Consider the following 17,721-nt stretch of genomic DNA (forward strand, 5'->3'; position numbering starts at 1 on the left):
GTATAGTGAAACTATAAATTTGGAACGTTCCAAATGTAAGCGTTAAGTATTTATTTGGAAGGTTTTTCATTCATTGGATTTGGAACGTTCCAAAATTTTTGAAGGAGGAACATTATGAAGAAGTTTGCGATCGCTTCACATGCAAAAATGGCTGAAGGTATTCAAAGTACGCTGGAATTATTTGCTGGAAAAGATTTAGATGTTACCTATATGTCTGCGTACGTGGAGGATGCACCTGAGATCGAAGAGCAAATCGCCACATTTTTTGACAATTTAAAAGACGAGGATCAAGCAGTGATCTTCACGGATATGTTTGGAGGCAGTGTCAATCAAAAAATGACTCTTGCAGCTCAGGACAAAGAGAACGTCTTTATTGTTGCAGGCTTTAATTTGCCAGTGATCATTGAAATTATTTATGGTGCCGATGTGTATACGAGAGAAAATATTCAAGCTTTGTTGGAAAATGGGAAAGATGCGATGCAGTTAGTGGCAAATGTAGCTGAAGCTACACCAGCTGTAGCAGAAACTGAAGTTGTTGCGGAAGAAGTTGCTGAAGAAAAAGTCGAAGCACCAGTTTTGGATGGGATCATCCCGACGACTTTACGTGTGGATGAGCGCTTGATTCATGGTCAGATCGCAATGGTTTGGTCTCGTGAATTGAATCTGCAGGGGATTTTAGTCGCTAACGATCAGGCAGCAGAAAATGAAACACAGCAAATGGCCTTGAAAATGGCAGTACCGTCTGGCATCAACGTACTGATCCGTTCAATCGATGATGTGGCGGAGATCTTAAAAGAGCCTCGTGCCAAAACGAGACGGATGCTAGTTCTTGTTCGTACGGTTGGCGATGCGTTACGTTTAGCCAAAAAAGTACCAAATATGAGTTATTTGAACATTGGGAATGTCGGTAAAGCTGTGGAAGGGGACAAACAAACCTTGACACAGTTCGTGATGCTGACACCAGAAGAAATGCAAAGTCTAGGCAAGCTGGTAGAGATCTATCCAGAAGCGGCCTTGCAAAATGTACCAGCAGATAAAAAAGAATTAGCGTCATCATTTGTAAAGTAGAGGAGAGAAAAGGATGTTATTAGAAGCAATTATTGTAGCTGTCGTTGTCTTCCTGACAGTCGGAGGACAAGAACTTTTAGGATTTACTATGCTTGGCCGTCCAATCGTGATCGGTCCGTTACTTGGCTTATTGCTGGGTGATATTCAAACTGGTTTACTGGTGGGTGCCGCTTTGGAAACCATCTTTATGGGTGTGGTAAATATCGGTGGTGCCAGCTCTGCAGAACCAGGTTTGGCCACTGCCTTAGCAACGGCTTTTGCGATCAATATGAACGCAGGGGTAGAAGTAGCGATCCCGATCGCTGTACCGCTGGGAATCATCGGTCTGCAAGTTAAAACTTTGTTGTACGTTGGGGTCGTTGGACCTTTTGCAGTGAAATTCGACAATATGGCGCAAGAAGGCAACAGCAAAGGGATCGCGAAGCTACACTTTGGTTTGTGGGCGTTGCAATGGTTTATTTATTCATTGATTCCATTTTTTGCGATCTTATTTGGTTCCAATGCGACACAACGTGTACTGGAACAGATTCCAGAGGTGATCGTTCATGGATTGAGTATTGCCGGAAATCTATTGCCTGCTGTTGGGATGGCGATGTTGTTGAAAATCTTGTGGGATGATAAAGTAGCAGTGTATTACTTCCTTGGTTTTGTCTTGATCGCTTATTTCCAAACACCACTGATTGCAGTGGCAGTCTTGGCAGTGATCATTGCGGTTGTCAGCGCGAGTCGTGATCTTGATTTGAAACAGATCAAACAACAGCTGACAAGTGTACCAAAAGGTGTAGCGACAATGTCTAAAAATAAAGCAGATCAAGAATTAGACGAATTTTTCAAATAAACGGGAGGAACGAAAACCATGGCGAAGCAATCAACTGAAACAACCAATGAAAAGAAATTATTGAAACAACTATACTGGCGTTCCTTTACGCTTTATTCTGCGGTAACTCCTTCAAAACAAGGAGCCTCAGGGGTGTCCTATGCCTTACAGCCTTTTGTGGATACTTTTTATAAAGGAGACGAACAAGGCAAGAAAGAAGCAATGGTTCGTCAAATGTCTTATTTCAATACAAATATTGCGATGTATCCTTTTGTTTTAGGGATCGTTGCCTCAATGGAAAAAGAAAACAGCGAGAAAGAAGATTTCAATTCAGAATCAATCAATGCGATCAAAACAAGTTTAATGGGTCCTTTAGCTGGGATCGGGGACTCTGTTTTCTGGGGTGTCTTGCGTACGATTTCTGCAGGGATCGCGGTTGGTCTGGCTCAGGCAGGTAATGTCTTAGCACCAATCATTTTCTTACTATTGTTCAATGTACCTGTTCAGATTTTACGCTGGAAAGGTGGTCAGCTAGGCTACTCACTAGGTTCTTCTTACATCTCAAGTTTGTATGAGAACGGCTTGATCAACATTTTGACCAAAGCGGCCAGCATTGTTGGTTTGGCGATGGTTGGAGCGATGACGAGTCAGATGGTCAATCTGGAAATCAAATGGAACATGGTCATGGGTGACGAAGTGGTTATGAATACGCAGGAAATGCTGGATCAGATCTTTGTCGGCTTGATCCCACTGCTGATTACTTTGTTTAGCTTTTACTTGATGAAAAAGAAAAATATATCGATCAATTATTTGATTTTTGGCATTATTATTTTAGGAATTGTGTTATCTCTCTTAGGAATTGCCTAAGAAGAACGAAAGGAGACGAAAAATGCGTAGTGCATGGTGGAAAAATGCGGTTATTTACCAAGTGTATCCAAAAAGCTTTAACGACACGAACAACGACGGAATCGGTGATTTGAAAGGGGTTGAAGAAAAGCTGCCTTACTTGAAAGAGCTAGGCATCGATGCGATCTGGCTTAGTCCAGTCTATCTTTCTCCACAAATTGACAACGGTTATGATATCGCTGATTACTATCAGATCGATCCAATGTTTGGGACTAATGAAGACATGGATGATTTGATTGCAGCAGCGCATGCGTTAGACATCAAGATCATTATGGATTTCGTGGCGAACCATACGTCGGATCAGTATATTTGGTTCCAAGAAAGCCGGAAATCAAAGGACAATCCATACAGTGATTTTTACATGTGGAAGGATGCAGGTCCTGACGGTAAAGAACCTAACAATTGGGGATCAAGCTTCGGCGGTTCAGCTTGGACTTGGGACGAATCTCGTCAGCAGTATTATCTACACTATTATGCGAAGGAACAACCGGATCTGAACTGGGAAAATCCTAAGGTTCGCGAAACGATCTATGAAATGATGCATTACTGGAAAGAAAAAGGAATAGATGGCTGGCGCATGGATGTCATCACGTCGATTTCCAAAGATTTAGATTTTCCAGATAACGAACGTCCATTGACGACTTCGAATCAGCAAAACGGTCCTCGGATGCATGAATTTATCCACGAGATGAATCAGCGTGCGTTGACACCGTTAGACATGATGAGTGTCGGTGAAGCACCGGCAGCTAAAGCAGCAGATGCACATCTGTTGGTTGATCCGAAGCGGGAAGAGTTGGACATGGTCTTTACCTTTGAACACATGCATATCGACCGCAAGAAGGGCGATATCAACGGTCGTTGGGCCTTGCAGAATCCAGACATCGTTGCTTTGAAACGAATCATGAGCGACTGGCAGGTCAATTTAAGAGATCGTGGTTGGAATGCTTTGTATTTTGAGAACCATGACCGTGCTCGTATCATTTCTCGCTGGGGAAATGATGAAGAGTATCGTTACGAATCCGCAACGGCTTTTGCAACGATCTTGCATGGAATGCAGGGAACACCGTATATTTTTCAAGGAGAAGAAATCGGGATGACCAATCCGAAATTTGAATTGGAAGAATACGTGGATATCGAGTTGCGCGGCAATTACGAGCACTTTGTCTTGAATCAACAAACCTTGACGAAGGAAGCTTTCTTACAGGCTGTTCATAAAGTGAGTCGTGACAATGCTCGGACACCAATGCATTGGAATGACCAAGAAAATGCCGGCTTCTCAACGGCGACACCGTGGTTCAAGGTCAATCCAAACCACAAAGAGATCAACGTAGAGGCAGATTTGGCTTCAGAGCATTCGATTTTCCGTTACTATCAACAATTGATCGCTTTACGTCACAAAGAAACGATTTTAAAAGAAGGTACTTATGAGTTGCTTCTGCCAGAACATCCAGCTGTCTTTGCCTACAAGCGTCAAACAGCGGATCAAACCTGGATCGTGCTTGCCAATTTGTCTGAAGAAACACAAGAAGTAGACGAAATTTTTGGGGACAAAGCGTATCGCTTTATGATCCAAAACCAGCCTAGAGAATCTGTGATGGGTGCATTACGTCCGTACGAAAGTTTTATTGTCGAAGTGACTGAATAAAAATAGAGTAATACTAAAAAAGCAATCCGAATGTGGACTGCTTTTTTAGTTTCGTTCATAAATATATGAAAGAGTTTTCTGTTTCAGCGAGATTGCGCATGTTCTAAGAGTAAAAATGAGGGTCGCTGTTAAATAAGGGTGACTTTTTTTGTAGTAGGGATGAGTTTGTCTTGCCAATGGATGGTGTTGTATTGAATATAGGTGGCGCCGGTTAATTGATTTTGTGATTGGATTTTCTTGGAGATGCGATGTGCTGCCAGTTTTCCGATCGTTTCGATAGGTTGATGGATCGTGGTTACATTTGGATAGAGACTGTCTAGTCCGCCTGTGTAGTCGAAGCTGGCAAAGGACAACTGTCGATCTATCGGCAACTCTTGCTGATAAAGAGCCTGCAATCCGCCGATCGCCATTTTATAGTTACAGGAAAAAACAGCAGTGACTTCTTGGTCCAGTAGTCGTTGCATCCCTTTATAGCCGCTCGCTGTGGAGTAATCACCGTAATAGAATTCTATATGCTCTACAAAAGCCTGATTAGCATAAACAGCATCAGTCACGCCTTGCAACTGTTCCTTGGTGATGAAGGTATTTTGTGGCGAAGCGATAACGCCGATCCGTCGATGACCAGACTCGATCATGCGTGCCAGAACTTTTTCTGTAGTGGTTCGATTATTGAGTAGAATTGAATCTGCTTTTGCCAAACTGATTGGCGTGCTGATCGACACAATAGGCAGATCGAGTGCTTCCAATGATTGCTGCTGTTCCTTTGATAACTCAATCTCAGAAAGGAACAGTCCCTCTACTGGATATTGCAGCAGATCAGTCAATCGACTTTCCAAGAGTTGGGGGTCATTTTTTAAGTCTCGAACGACAAGGTTGTAGCCTAATGCTGATAATTCCTTGGTGAGCGAGGAAACGAGTAGTGACGTAAAGGAGTTTTGCATATGACTGAGTAACAGACCAATCGAGCGTGTCTGCTTGATTGGAGTCAAAGGGCACGAGGAGGCAGTCTTTGGATTCTTTGTTGACGACAGTGCAAGAGCTATTTCAGAGTGTGACAATCTTTTTGATCGATTCATGGCATCCCCTCCTTTGAACAATGTAGTTATTATAATCAATCGGTTGAAAAGAGTGGGAAGTTCAGTCTTTGATGAAGGGATTTTGTTCTAATTTACTTTTTTTAGTACATTAAGGGAAAATATGGGGGCAATGAACAACGGATCAAGGAATCTTAGACAATGGATGAAAAATTTTGTCAAAAGAGGTAGAATAGAGGAAACAGAAAGTACAAGGAGGAAGAAGATGGCAGAGGTAGAAAGTTTTACACTGGATCATACGAAAGTCAAGGCACCTTATGTGCGCTTGATTGCAGAAGAAAAAGGGACAAAAGGCGATGTGATCGCTAATTATGATTTGCGTTTTTTACAACCAAATGAAAAGGAGATGCCAACAGGAACGATCCATACATTGGAGCATTTGTTGGCAGATTTGATGCGTGACCGTCTAGAAGGTATCATTGACATTTCGCCTTTTGGCTGTCGGACAGGCTTCCATTTGATCACTTGGGGCGTTCCTAGCGCCACAGAAGTTGCGAAGGTCATGACAGAGGTCTTGACGATCATTGCCAACGAGACAAAATTTGAAGATATTCAAGGAGTCTCTGAAAAAGAATGTGGCAATTACCGTGATCACTCGCTCTTTGGTGCGAAAGAATATGCCAAGCTAGTCATTGAACAAGGAATCAGCGACGATGCCTTTGTCCGCAATGTGGTGAAATAAAAATATGGTGAAATAAATTTGTTAAACAAGCATCGTTTTTCTTCTGAATAGGAGAGAAACGATGTTTTTTGTAGCCCTAAGATAGTTTCACTGTTAGACATTTTTTCAAGCGCATGTTAGACTTGTGTTCGAGAGGATGTTTCGTATGTTTTTTAAATCCTATTTGAAATTTATCAGAAAAGCAGCTCTTGACAACCAGTGAAGATGAAGCATTGTTAAGAGCAGGCTATAGCCGCTTCATCGAAAAGGCACGTTTTTTTGCCGTGTTTTCGATGGAGGATAGATGGTGGTGCTGTAGACGATGTGTCTGCAGTTTTTTTCTGCCAAAAAACACCTACAAGAAATGGAGAGACAAGATGTTAAGTTTAATCGATATTACACAACAATTTGGAGATAAAATCTTATATGAAGAATTAAATCTGCAAATCAATAAAGGGGAGCATGTCGGCTTGATCGGGCAAAACGGTGCCGGAAAATCGACCTTGATCAAGATCATTACAGGAGAGATTTTGCCGGATGATGGCAGAGTCGAATTTGCTAAAAACCATCAGTTGGGCTATTTGGATCAGTATGTTCGCGTGGATGAAACGCTGACGATCGAAGAATTTCTAAAAACAGCCTTTCAGAAGGAACTAGATATTGAGCAAGAAATCACAGCTTTGTATACTAGCTACAGTGAAACAATGGAAGACAAGCTGTTGGAGAGAGCCGGTCGCTTGCAGACACAGTTGGACCAAGGGGAGTTTTATCAGATGGGTACCTTGATCCAAGAAATGGCTTCAGGCTTGGGAATCGATGTCTTGGGATTGGACAGTTTTCTGAAAAATCTAAGCGGAGGGCAGCGCTCTAAGGTCATTTTGGCTAAATTACTGTTGGAAAAACCGGATGTGTTAGTCTTGGATGAGCCAACCAATCATTTGGATGATACGCATGTCCAATGGTTGACGAACTTTCTACAAACATTTTCAGGAACCTTCTTGGTGGTTTCTCATGATCGGGTCTTCTTAAATGAGATCACGACCCATATTGCGGACATTGAGTTTGGCAAATTGAACAAATATACTGGAAATCTGACCAAAGCCTTGAAGCAGAAGGAAGCGAATCGCGAGAGCTATCTGCGTCAATACGAAGCCCAAAAACGTCATATCGAAAAAACCGAAGCCTACATCCGTAAGTACAAGGCAGGTTCCCGCTCGACAATGGCTAAAAGTCGTGAGAAGCAGTTAGACAAGATTGATCGGTTGACGCCACCAAGTGACACAGCAAAACCGAATTTCCAATTTCCATACAAACCAATCGTCAGTACCTTGGCATTGACTACCGATGAGTTAGTTGTTGGCTATGAACGTCCGTTGTTGCGACCAATCAATCTAACGATCCGTTATGGAGAAAAAATCGCGATCCGAGGTTTCAATGGTATCGGAAAATCGACCCTATTGAAAACCTTGATTGGTGAAATTTCAACACTTAGCGGGGAATTTCAGTTTCCTGCAAACACGAAAATCACGTATTTTTCTCAAGAATTGGTCTGGGAAAGTCCCTTGGAAACACCTCTGCAATACCTAGGTAATCTTTATCCGAAAGCGACAGTAAAAGAATTACGCAGACAGCTTTCTTGTGCAGGATTAGTTAATCAGTTGGCACAGGAACCTTTAAAAATGCTGAGTGGTGGAGAGCAAACTAAGGTAAAATTGGCACAAATGACCATGACAGAAGGAAATTTTTTAATTTTGGATGAACCAACGAACCATATCGATCAGGAAACCAAAGAAAGCTTGCAACAAAGTTTAGCAGAATATCCAGGAACAGTCGTGGTCGTTTCCCATGAGCAGGAATTTTATGAAGAATTTGTTGAACGTGTCATTGAGATCGAAGGGTAGGACGTCTATGTTTGAGCATTTTAAGGAAATGAATCTGACTGTCGCTGAGTTACCAGTGGAATTTGTAGCCGACAAACCGGTGTATACTGCTTATCTAAGGGAGCTGCCCTTTCTTACAGCTGAGGGGCATTCAAAAAAAGAGATGTACCGTCAATTGATGGAACGCTATCAAGAATATGCCGAAGCGCAAGTACCGGAGGAATCGACCGAGGAAATGACTTCCTCGTTGCTTTCGATCGATCAGCTGATGAAATATTATGACGGAGAAGTCTTTGATGGCTTTGAGATCGACTTGGATCAGGATGCAGAATAAATAAAAAAATCATGTGGCGAATGTCCACATGATTTTTTTGTTTTTAAAGAAAGCGGCTGAATAGAAAGGCCAGCAAAAAGCCTGTGATAATATCTAGCGAAACGCCTACAGCCTTTCGGAGGGTTTGTTGTTTTGCAAGGACAAAGAGACTTTGTCCCTTCTGCTTATTTATTGCTAGATAAGGAATCGTGTTGGTGATCAGCAAGAGCAGAAGCCAGCTACTTGTTTGTAGATGGAAAAACTGTTCTGCTAAATAAAGTAAGATGGCACTGCTTAAACTAATCTCGGTTGCTAGTCGAGCATGGCCTAAAAATTTCGTTTCTTTTATTAATTGATCGTTCTTGTTGATTTCTTTCATCATGTTTTCGTCTCCTTTGATCAGTTCATCTAAAGTGAGATCGTAAAGATCACTGAATAAAATCAAGCTAGTTACGTCTGGCAAACTTTTGGAATTTTCCCAACTGGAAATCGTTTGTCTACTGACATGAATTTTTTCTGAGATTTCTTCCTGAGTATAGCCAAATTGTTTGCGAGTCACTTTTAGTTTATCACCAATGTTCATTACGCACCTCCTGATTTCAATATAGTGGACTGAAAGAATCTCCGCTATCAAAGGCTCTTGACATTTGTCGTTTTTCTAAAGGAGTAAGGGGAAGTTGACACTTGGAGATTACCTAGGTAATTCCCGAGGGAAAGAAAAAGCATTGCATAGAGCAATGCTTCGATCAAATCAAATATTGGATGGACAGAATAACAACGCCACTGAGCAAACTGAGGAGTCCGACAACAACTAAGATTTGCTTCACAGGCAGGTTTCTTTTTTTGCGTTTCTTTTGTCTACGACGAGTCTCAAACTCAGTTTCTGCTCCGTCTTCTTCTTCTGTGTGACCTGGAATAAAGGCAGACATCAGTAAGAAAATTATTCCCAATACAATTGCTCCGGCAGAGAGAATCGTTAGCTTGGTGATTTCAACGATATTGAGCAGGGTAGTTAGAAAAGGAAATCGTTCTAAATTTTGTTCTAACTCGGATTCTTCTACTACGTAAGCAGCCTTGATCGGAGTCACGGTATCTGACACGACCGGAAGTTCATTTTCCAAGGTGATCTCGCCGTCAGTCAAGGTGAATGAGGCTTCTTGATCTTTAGGGGTCACTACATAAAAATCATTTTCTACTTTGATCGTTTCTTCGTTGACTGTTTGTGAACCAGCGCCTAATAACTCAGTATAGCTGTAAGTATCAAAGACGGACGTGAGCAAGGTATCGCTTAAGGCGAACAAGGATTGTTTGCTCTCTGGATTGCTTAGATCACCTACGCCCAAGAGAACAGTGATTGTATGCCAGCCGTCACGTCGAGCAGTGGTAATTCCGTGATAGCCGCTCTCTGTGTCACCACTGTATTTCAATCCATCTACACCGCTAGAGGCAAAGGTACCACCTGCTAGTAATTCGTTTTCCGAATCAAAGGATTCTTCATAGAGAGAGTCTGGCAAAACGGTGATCGTCGACTGGTTGGTGATTTCTAGCAGTTCAGGAAAATCTTTGATCAGATGATAGGTCAGGATCGCCAAGTCTTTGGCTGTTGACTGATTGCCCGTATAGAAATCGTAGCTTTCTGGTTGGTAATAGCCGTTGAATTCGATTGCAGGGACACCTGTTGCGGTATTGAACGTTGTTTGGGTCATCCCCAGTTCTTCCGCTTTTTGATTCATTTTTGTGACAAATGGGCCATCTTGTTCATCGATCGTATGGGATAACATAATTGTGGCAACGTTGGAAGAAGGCACGGCTGCTAGCTGGATCAGGTCAGCGATGCTGTATTCCACACCAGCGATCACGTTGTTGTTTCTGATCGTTGCGAGCTGTCCGATCGCCTGTTGGTTGTCGGTGGTCGTTACCAGAGTATCTAGCGTAAGGTCGGTGTCCTTGAGTGCTTCAAAGGTCAAATAAAGTGTCATCAGATTCGATAGACCGACAGGGTTGATCTCTTTTTCAGCATCTTGTTCCCATAGGATTTGGCCGTTCTCTGCTTCAATGACGATACCAGCTTCAGGCAAATTCGCTTCGGGTATTTGATAGCCGGCTTCTTGCGCTTGTTCTAAAAGCGTGTCCGCCAAGACGGAAGTCGGTTGCAAGACAGAGAAAATACTGAACATTAGAATACACAGTCCGATTATTTTTCTTTTCAAGATAAAACTCCTTTACGAAGGTTGATTGTTTGTCTTATTTTATCACAATTTTCGCAAAAAGAAATCGTTATCCAAAGGTTAAAGAAAGTTTAAACAAACGGCAGGATCCAATTGACCCAGATCCAACTGAAGGGCATGACAAGAATCATCGCCGGAATCATATCGGCAGTGGGGAACATCTTAAGATGAATCATTCGAAAACCTGTGGCCAACATCAAAAAGCCACCGCATGCTTTGAAGTCAAGAATCATTTCCGGAGTTGTTAGCGGAAAGATAAATTTTGCCATCAAAAAAAGACCATAAAAAATAAGGAACTGAGGAATAGCGATCACAGAAACGACATACCCTAGATTACAGGCGAAAATGACAGCTGTAAAAAAATCAAGAATCGATTTGGAAATCAAGATCGAGTGATCGCCGGTCATACCAGAATCCAAGCTGCCGTAAATCCCTGTCCCGCTTGCACAGAACAAAACAATGATCGTGACCAGTGTCTGGATAAATTCCTCTTGTGAAAGATCAAGATGTTCCGTTGGGAAGAGTCTTGCGATCGGTCGCTGCATCAAGGCCGCACTTTGATTGATTCGATCACCTAGATGGATCCATAAGCCGATCCCTGTTCCGATCACCAAGGCAAAAATGACCGGCGGCATATACTTCATCGGAGCGATCGCATAGATCCCCATTCCCATTGAACACACACCAAAAATCATGGTTAGATTCATCTTGAAAGTATCGGTCAGCCGATTACCCAGCAAACCTCCAAATATTCCCCCCAGCAAAATCGAAACGGTATTGATTATTATTCCTGTTGGCACCCTGTTAACCCTCTTTCTTTTTCATTGTATCTAGTCTATCAGATAGCAGTCCGAGCAAGCAATTCTTTTCAAAAAAGAGCTGTGAAAAATAGTTGTTACCTTATAATAAGCTGAAAAAAACCTTTGAAAGAAAATTCAGAAAATAACAGATTTTTGAACAATGGAAAGCGCTGTGATTGCTGATGAACCGGACTTGACCTCTAAAAAATTCACAAAATACTCATGTTGCACAATTGGTTAGATAAAAGTGAGTCTGGAATTAGATTGTGATGTAAGCGGTTGTAAGATATGATGAGAATGTAAAAAATAACAGAGAAAAGCATGCTGGTTTTAAGTGTTGTTTTTGTACAGACAAAAAATAGTTAGTTGGAGGGAAACCAAATGAGAAAATTGAAAGTATTAGTTGCATGTGGCGCAGGGATTGCTACATCTACCGTTGTAATGAAAAAAGTAGAGGATTTATTCGCAAGAAACAATATTCCAGTGGATATTGAACAAATCAAGATCGCAGAAGCGTCAGGAAAACAAGCAGGTGCAGATATGTTGATTTCTACAACAATGTTGCCAAAACAATATGACATTCCTGCAATTCAAGCAATGGCCTTTTTAACAGGGATCGGTACAGACAAAATCGAAGCAAAAATTATTGAAGAAGCAAAAAAAGTATTGAACTAGTCGGGGAATAAAGGAATTTATTCATATATTATTTTACAGAATGGAGAGGTATTATAAATGGATGCATTGATGAATGTAGTACAAAGTATCTTAGATATGGGCCCAAGTGTTATGTTGCCTATCATCATTTTTATCGTAGGGTTAGTTTTCCGAGTAAAACCGGCGAAAGCAGTCACTGCAGGGATCACAGTTGGTATTGGTATGATTGGGATCAATTTAGTAATTAATTTATTGACAACAAGTGTAGGTCCTGCAGCACAAGCGATGGTTGAGCGTTTTGGTTTGAATTTGACGATTATCGATGCTGGTTGGCCAGCGGTTGCCGGGGCAACTTGGGCACAGCCAATCGCAGGATTGATGATTCCGATCATCTTGGTCGTTAACTTGATCATGTTGGCTTTCAACTGGACAAAAACATTGAACATCGATATTTGGAACTACTGGCATGTTGCTTCAGTATCAGCAACAGTGTATATCTTGACAAATAACTTATTCTTCGGTGTAATTGCCGGAATCATCTTTACTGTTTTCGTACAGATCATGGCGGATTTAACTGCGCCAGCTGTACAAGAGTACTATGGACTTGAAGGGGTTGCACTATCAACTGGTTCAACAGCTGGTTATGCGGTTCTTGGTATCCCGATTGGATGGGTAATCAGCCGTATTCCTGGTATCAGCAAATTAGACGTCAATCCAGAAACAATCCAAAAACGTTTTGGTATCTTCGGTGAACCAATGATCATGGGTATCATCATCGGTGCGGCATTGGCAGCACTTGGTGGTTATGACATCTCTGGTATTTTACAAATGGGTATGACAATGGGTGGGGTTATGTTCTTAATGCCACGTATGGTTAAAGTCTTGATGGAAGGTTTGATCCCAATTCAAGAAGGTGCTCAAAAGCTATTGCAAGATCGTTATGGCGATCGCGAAATCTTCTTGGGTATGGATGCGGCATTGGCAACTGGTTCTCCAGCAGCATTGTCAACAGGTTTGCTAATGGTTCCAATCACATTGTTCTTGGCTGTTATTCTACCAGGTAACCGTGTATTACCTTTCGGTGACTTAGCAACGATTCCATTCTTCGTAGGGATGATCGTACCTAGCCGTAAAGGAAACATCTTACACTCAGTACTTACATGTACAGTCGTAATGGTATTTGCTCTATGGATGGCAACAGACTATGCACCAGTACTTACAGAAATGGCGCAAGGCGTTGTAGCATTCCCAGAAGGTGCAGCACAAATCACTAACTTTGATACAGGTGGAAACTTCTTGAAATGGATCTTCTTGAAAGTTGGACAATTGATCGGCGGCGGAATCTAAGCGAAATTTAGTCAGTAACTTCTATCAATAAAACGGATTAAAACAGAGAGGCTGAAAGCAATGAGTACAGAAAAAATGCTAGGAGTAACAAAAACTGCTCCTGGATACGATCAAATGGAATTATTGGAGCTGGATGTTCCAGTACCCGCAGCAGACGAACTTTTGGTAAAGGTTGCCTACACAGGAATCTGTGGATCTGATATCCACACCTTCAAGGGCGAGTACAAAAATCCAAAGACACCCGTTGTTTTAGGACATGAATTTTCAGGTCAAGTCGTGCAAGTTGGCGCGGATGTCACTAAATTTGCTGAAAATGATCGTGTCACGAGTCAAACAACTTTCCATGTTTGTAATGAATGTGACTATTGTTTGAAAGAAGAGTATAATTTGTGTTCTAATAGAAAAGGAATAGGAACTCAGCAAAATGGTTCGATGGCAAACTATGTGCTAGTCAAAGAAAAATACGCACACAAATTGCCAGAGCAACTAAGCTATGAGGGAGCAGCAATGACTGAACCAGTTGCTTGTTGTGTCCATGCAATGTATCAAAAGAGCCGTTTAGAATTGAAGGATACGATTTTAGTGATCGGTCCTGGTCCAATCGGATTGTATTTGGTACAGATCGCCAAAGAGATCGGTGCGAAAGTGATCGTTACTGGAATCACCAAAGACGAGCATCGTTTGAATCTAGCGAAAAAAATGGGTGCAGATATCATTGTGAATACACAAAAACAAGATCTGGCAGAAGTTGTCCTTGCAGAGACGAATGGTTATGGCGTTGACAAGGTTTACGATGCTTCCGGTGCTATCATGGCAGTCAATGCAGCATTGCCGTTGACGAAAAAAGGCGGCGATTTTGTACAGGTGGGCCTATTCAAAGACAAAATGAATGAACTCGATTTAGAATCGATCATTCAAAGAGAGATCAATTATGTAGGAAGCCGTTCTCAAAATCCGTATGATTGGCCAATCGCTTTGCATTTGCTTGCCAAAGGAGCAATCAATATCGACGAAATGATCACAAAAACATTCTCTTTAGAAAATTGGCGTTCAGCGTTTGAAAGTGTAATGTCTGGCGATGAAATCAAAGTAATGATTCAATCCAACGAATGATAGTCTAGCAAAGCTGAGAGTCAGAAATTTTTCTGACTCTCTCTTGGCTAATCAGCGGTAGGTTTCCAGAAGGGATTAACATGGAATTAGATGTACGAACAAACCAGCTATTTATGGAAATATTGAGTAATCCAAAAGAGACGAGTAGTTCGATTGGTAAAAGATTGGATCTTACGCGTTCTCAGCTGAATTATTCGCTGAAAAAGTTGAATGATTATTTGGAAGGTATGCAGCTGGAAACGATCTATCGAACTCAAAATGGACATTTTGTGGTTTCGAGGGCAGTCAATGAACAATTCAACGATCTGCACAAAAGCAAGCAGATCGAGGTGTATCTGTCGCCGGAAGAACGGCTACAGCTGATCGTTCTGATGCTGTTATCCAAGACGGATTTTCTGTCTATGAATCACTTTATTGTTGAATTGAATGTTAGTAAAAATACGGTGGCCAGAGATTTAAAGGACTTGACCGGTCTGTTGTCTAACCATCAACTCAAACTTGAATATTTACGTTCAAAGGGATATCGGATCGAAGGAGATGAATGGAATCGCAGACAGCTGCTGTTTGAGACGGTCAATGACATTTGTCAATTTGACAGTAACGAGCTCCTTTTAAAGCGTTTTGCAGATATAGACACTCCGGAATTACAGGAATACCAACAAAAAGTCGAGCAAGTAGAAAAGAAGCTGAACATTCGTTACTCGGATGACAAAATCAGACACTTACCGGTCTTCACCTTGTTGCTCCATCGTCGGATCAATAGGGAAAAACGTATCAGCTATGATTTTGAATTGGATTATGCTGAGCTACAGGAAACGAAGGAATATAATGTTATCAAGGAAATTTTCTTCGCAGATGAGGTCGAGTGTGCAGATTTTAATGAAATGATCTACTTTACCTTGTTATTCTTGTCAACGAATCTTACACAAATGGATATCTTGTCAGACGGAGAACTTTCTCAGTTGGAAGGATCCGTTGAACGTGTGATCAATAATTTTGAAAAAATCGCGCACATCACGATCGTGGACAAAAAAAAATTACGCAACCGGATCATGATCCATATGCGGCCGGCGTATTATCGTATCAAATATCGGATGCATTTGAATGAAGTCGATATTGAAAGACTAAAAAATATGGGTGTAGCTTCAGTCTTCTATTTGGTGAAGCAGTCATTGAAACCATTGGAGCATTTCTTTGAAAAAGAGATTCCTGAGACGGAGATCTTCTATCTGGCACTGTTCTTTGGTGGACATTTGTTAGAGCATGACAGTGTGCTTCCTAATGAAGAAAGAAAAAAAGCGATCATCGTTTGTACGAACGGGATCTCGGTTTCCCTGCTTCTGGAAAGAAGTTTGACAGGACTTTTTCCTGAGATGGACTTCATAAGAACACTTTCTTTGAGAGAATTTTATGAGAGTAACATTGAAGCAGATATCGTTTTTTCATCCGTACCCTTGGAAACAGACAAACGCTTTTATTTAGTCCAAGATTTTTTGACGGATGAAGGGAAACTACAGCTTCGCAAAAAAGTGATGAACGATACATTGGTCGGCATGGACGATTTTGGACTTGCAGAAAAGATCGTCGCTCAGGTGAAGAAGAATGTAGACATACCTGATGAAGAAGCTTTGTTTTTAGATGTATTGAACTTATTGAGAGAAAATGCATCGATCACAGAAGCAGTCAATGATCAAGCGATTCACTTTGATCAATTGCTGGGTTCTAATCGCGTCATTATTGAGGAAAATGCGGTCACTTGGCATGAAGCCTTGGAAATTTTAAGTCAACCGTTGATTACTGAAGAAATTATCACACCTCAGTATTTGACAGCCTTGAAACAAGAAATGTCAGAGATTCCGCCATATATCGTCTTTAGACATCAGTTGGCGTTACCGCATACTGAACCTGAAAAAGGCGCACTTGGCGTGGCATTGAGTTTTGGCATTTTTAAAGAAGGAATTGTCACGGAAACTGGCGAGCGAGTACATTTGATTGTGTTGCTAGCTTCAAACAATAATGAAAAACACATAGATGCATTGCTGGAGCTCATGGATCTAGCTGGCAGAGAAGATTATATTGCAAAGCTGCTAAAGATTTCTGATCCGGCCAAAGCGTACAAAACACTTCGCTCATATCGAATGAAATATTGGGGGTAATGAACATGACAAAAAAAGTAACAGATTATTTAAAAGGGGCGCCTATTCTAATTGGAGACAGCTTTGAAGACAGAGAAGCACTTTTCTCAACAGTGAATCAGCTGCTAGTGGAAAAAGATTGGGTAACGGATACGTTTCTGCCAAAAATTTTAGAACGTGAACAAGTCTTTCCAACAGGAATCGATCAAGGAACGTATGGTATTGCGATTCCTCATACCGATGCAGAATGCGTCAAAGAGGAATTCATCGCATTTATCATGCCAGAAAATCCAGTTGACTTCCAACGGATGGATGATGCCAGCCTAGCTGTTTCAGCGAACTTTATTTTCATTTTGGGCTTGAATCAACCGCATCAACAGCTAGCGATGCTACAGAATTTGATGGGCTTGATGCAACATACTGAGCTGCTGAATGAACTTTCTGGAAAAACAACAGAAGATGAAATTTTGGCATTGCTGGAGAGTAATGGATTTTAAAGATAGAAATTGGTAGAATAGTGTGTGTAACAGACCTCTGCTCGCCAGCAGTATCGTTAGCAAGTACCGAGTGTGAGGAATAAACAACTAAAAGGGGTATACAAATGAAGATTGCAATTGGAAATGATCATGGCGGATATGAATTAAAAAGTGCAATTGTCGAACATTTACAGGCAAAAGGAATCGAAGTAACGGATGTTGGAACCGACAGCGCAACGCCTGGCGATTATCCTGACTATGCCAAGCAAGTCTCTCAAAAAGTAGTCGAAAAAGAAGTCGATTACGGTATTTTAGTTTGTGGCACAGGGATCGGTATGAGTATTGCGGCGAATAAAGTTGAAGGAATCCGAGCAGCACTAGTCGGCGATGTCTTTTCTGCGAAAGCAACAAAAGAGCATAACAATACCAATGTTTTATGCTTAGGGCAGCGAGTACTCGGCGAAGGCCTAGCATTGATGATCGTCGATACATGGGTGTCAACAGAGTATTCTACGGAAGAACGACACGAAAGACGTCTGCAAAAACTGGCAAAAATTGAACAAGGCAATTGATCCAAAACGGAC

At 41.5% G+C, this 17,721-nt stretch carries 17 protein-coding genes; 13 read left to right on the plus strand and 4 right to left on the minus strand.

Annotated elements, in window-relative coordinates; all coding sequences use genetic code 11:
* The first annotated feature begins 114 nt into the window (after positions 1-114).
* From ACWODM_RS06555 to ACWODM_RS06570, 4 genes are read left to right on the plus strand one after another with little or no spacing between them, the layout of a single operon-like run.
* Positions 115-1,068 (plus strand): PTS mannose/fructose/sorbose transporter subunit IIAB, encoded by a 954-nt coding sequence (locus ACWODM_RS06555; RefSeq protein ID WP_455320573.1) that lies wholly within the window; start codon positions 115-117, stop codon positions 1,066-1,068.
* A 13-nt stretch (positions 1,069-1,081) separates the two neighbouring features.
* Complete coding sequence (locus tag ACWODM_RS06560; RefSeq protein ID WP_455320574.1) at positions 1,082-1,906, plus strand: PTS mannose/fructose/sorbose/N-acetylgalactosamine transporter subunit IIC; 825 nt, start codon at positions 1,082-1,084, stop codon at positions 1,904-1,906.
* 18 nt (positions 1,907-1,924) lie between these two features.
* Positions 1,925-2,752 (plus strand): PTS system mannose/fructose/sorbose family transporter subunit IID, encoded by an 828-nt coding sequence (locus ACWODM_RS06565; protein ID WP_455320575.1) that lies wholly within the window; start codon positions 1,925-1,927, stop codon positions 2,750-2,752.
* A gap of 22 nt (positions 2,753-2,774) precedes the next feature.
* On the plus strand, positions 2,775-4,436 hold the full coding sequence (locus tag ACWODM_RS06570; protein WP_455320576.1) for a glycoside hydrolase family 13 protein: 1,662 nt from the start codon (positions 2,775-2,777) through the stop codon (positions 4,434-4,436).
* 128 nt (positions 4,437-4,564) lie between these two features.
* Here ACWODM_RS06570 and ACWODM_RS06575 read toward each other — a convergent pair whose 3' ends face one another.
* Positions 4,565-5,512, minus strand: a complete 948-nt coding sequence (locus tag ACWODM_RS06575) for a LacI family DNA-binding transcriptional regulator (RefSeq protein WP_455320577.1) — start codon at positions 5,510-5,512, stop codon at positions 4,565-4,567.
* A 223-nt stretch (positions 5,513-5,735) separates the two neighbouring features.
* Here ACWODM_RS06575 and ACWODM_RS06580 point away from each other — a divergent pair, with 223 nt between their 5' ends.
* The 3 genes from ACWODM_RS06580 (at position 5,736) to ACWODM_RS06590 (ending at position 8,405) form a co-directional block, all read left to right on the plus strand.
* Positions 5,736-6,212 carry an S-ribosylhomocysteine lyase gene (locus ACWODM_RS06580; protein WP_455320578.1) on the plus strand — a complete coding sequence of 159 codons (477 nt, stop codon included), beginning with the start codon at positions 5,736-5,738 and terminating at the stop codon, positions 6,210-6,212.
* Between the two features lie 356 nt (positions 6,213-6,568).
* Positions 6,569-8,092 (plus strand): ABC-F family ATP-binding cassette domain-containing protein, encoded by a 1,524-nt coding sequence (locus ACWODM_RS06585; RefSeq protein WP_455320579.1) that lies wholly within the window; start codon positions 6,569-6,571, stop codon positions 8,090-8,092.
* Positions 8,093-8,099: 7 nt separating this feature from the next.
* Complete coding sequence (locus ACWODM_RS06590) at positions 8,100-8,405, plus strand: hypothetical protein (protein WP_455320580.1); 306 nt, start codon at positions 8,100-8,102, stop codon at positions 8,403-8,405.
* Positions 8,406-8,448: 43 nt separating this feature from the next.
* Here ACWODM_RS06590 and ACWODM_RS06595 read toward each other — a convergent pair whose 3' ends face one another.
* The 3 genes from ACWODM_RS06595 to ACWODM_RS06605 all read right to left on the minus strand — a co-directional run bounded on the left by ACWODM_RS06595 (position 8,449) and on the right by ACWODM_RS06605 (position 11,412).
* Positions 8,449-8,967 (minus strand): helix-turn-helix transcriptional regulator, encoded by a 519-nt coding sequence (locus ACWODM_RS06595; RefSeq protein WP_455320581.1) that lies wholly within the window; start codon positions 8,965-8,967, stop codon positions 8,449-8,451.
* Positions 8,968-9,130: 163 nt separating this feature from the next.
* Positions 9,131-10,594, minus strand: coding sequence for a DUF1958 domain-containing protein (locus tag ACWODM_RS06600; RefSeq protein WP_455320582.1), 1,464 nt, complete (start codon positions 10,592-10,594; stop codon positions 9,131-9,133).
* A gap of 89 nt (positions 10,595-10,683) precedes the next feature.
* Complete coding sequence (locus tag ACWODM_RS06605; protein ID WP_455320583.1) at positions 10,684-11,412, minus strand: DUF554 domain-containing protein; 729 nt, start codon at positions 11,410-11,412, stop codon at positions 10,684-10,686.
* A 381-nt stretch (positions 11,413-11,793) separates the two neighbouring features.
* On the opposite strand from ACWODM_RS06605, the gene ACWODM_RS06610 reads away from it, so the two are divergent.
* The 6 genes from ACWODM_RS06610 (at position 11,794) to rpiB (ending at position 17,709) form a co-directional block, all read left to right on the plus strand.
* The gene (locus ACWODM_RS06610; protein ID WP_455320584.1) at positions 11,794-12,087 is read left to right on the plus strand and encodes a PTS sugar transporter subunit IIB; all 294 of its coding nucleotides are present in this window, start codon (positions 11,794-11,796) and stop codon (positions 12,085-12,087) included.
* 57 nt (positions 12,088-12,144) lie between these two features.
* Complete coding sequence (locus ACWODM_RS06615) at positions 12,145-13,413, plus strand: PTS galactitol transporter subunit IIC (protein WP_455320585.1); 1,269 nt, start codon at positions 12,145-12,147, stop codon at positions 13,411-13,413.
* A gap of 60 nt (positions 13,414-13,473) precedes the next feature.
* Positions 13,474-14,526, plus strand: coding sequence for a zinc-binding dehydrogenase (locus ACWODM_RS06620; RefSeq protein ID WP_455320586.1), 1,053 nt, complete (start codon positions 13,474-13,476; stop codon positions 14,524-14,526).
* Positions 14,527-14,606: 80 nt separating this feature from the next.
* Complete coding sequence (locus tag ACWODM_RS06625; protein ID WP_455320587.1) at positions 14,607-16,682, plus strand: BglG family transcription antiterminator; 2,076 nt, start codon at positions 14,607-14,609, stop codon at positions 16,680-16,682.
* Positions 16,683-16,687: 5 nt separating this feature from the next.
* The gene (locus ACWODM_RS06630; protein ID WP_455320588.1) at positions 16,688-17,158 is read left to right on the plus strand and encodes a PTS sugar transporter subunit IIA; all 471 of its coding nucleotides are present in this window, start codon (positions 16,688-16,690) and stop codon (positions 17,156-17,158) included.
* 104 nt (positions 17,159-17,262) lie between these two features.
* Positions 17,263-17,709 carry a ribose 5-phosphate isomerase B gene (rpiB, locus tag ACWODM_RS06635; RefSeq protein ID WP_455320589.1) on the plus strand — a complete coding sequence of 149 codons (447 nt, stop codon included), beginning with the start codon at positions 17,263-17,265 and terminating at the stop codon, positions 17,707-17,709.
* Positions 17,710-17,721: the final 12 nt, after the last annotated feature.

The sequence above is a fragment of the Enterococcus olivae genome (genome assembly GCF_053760925.1).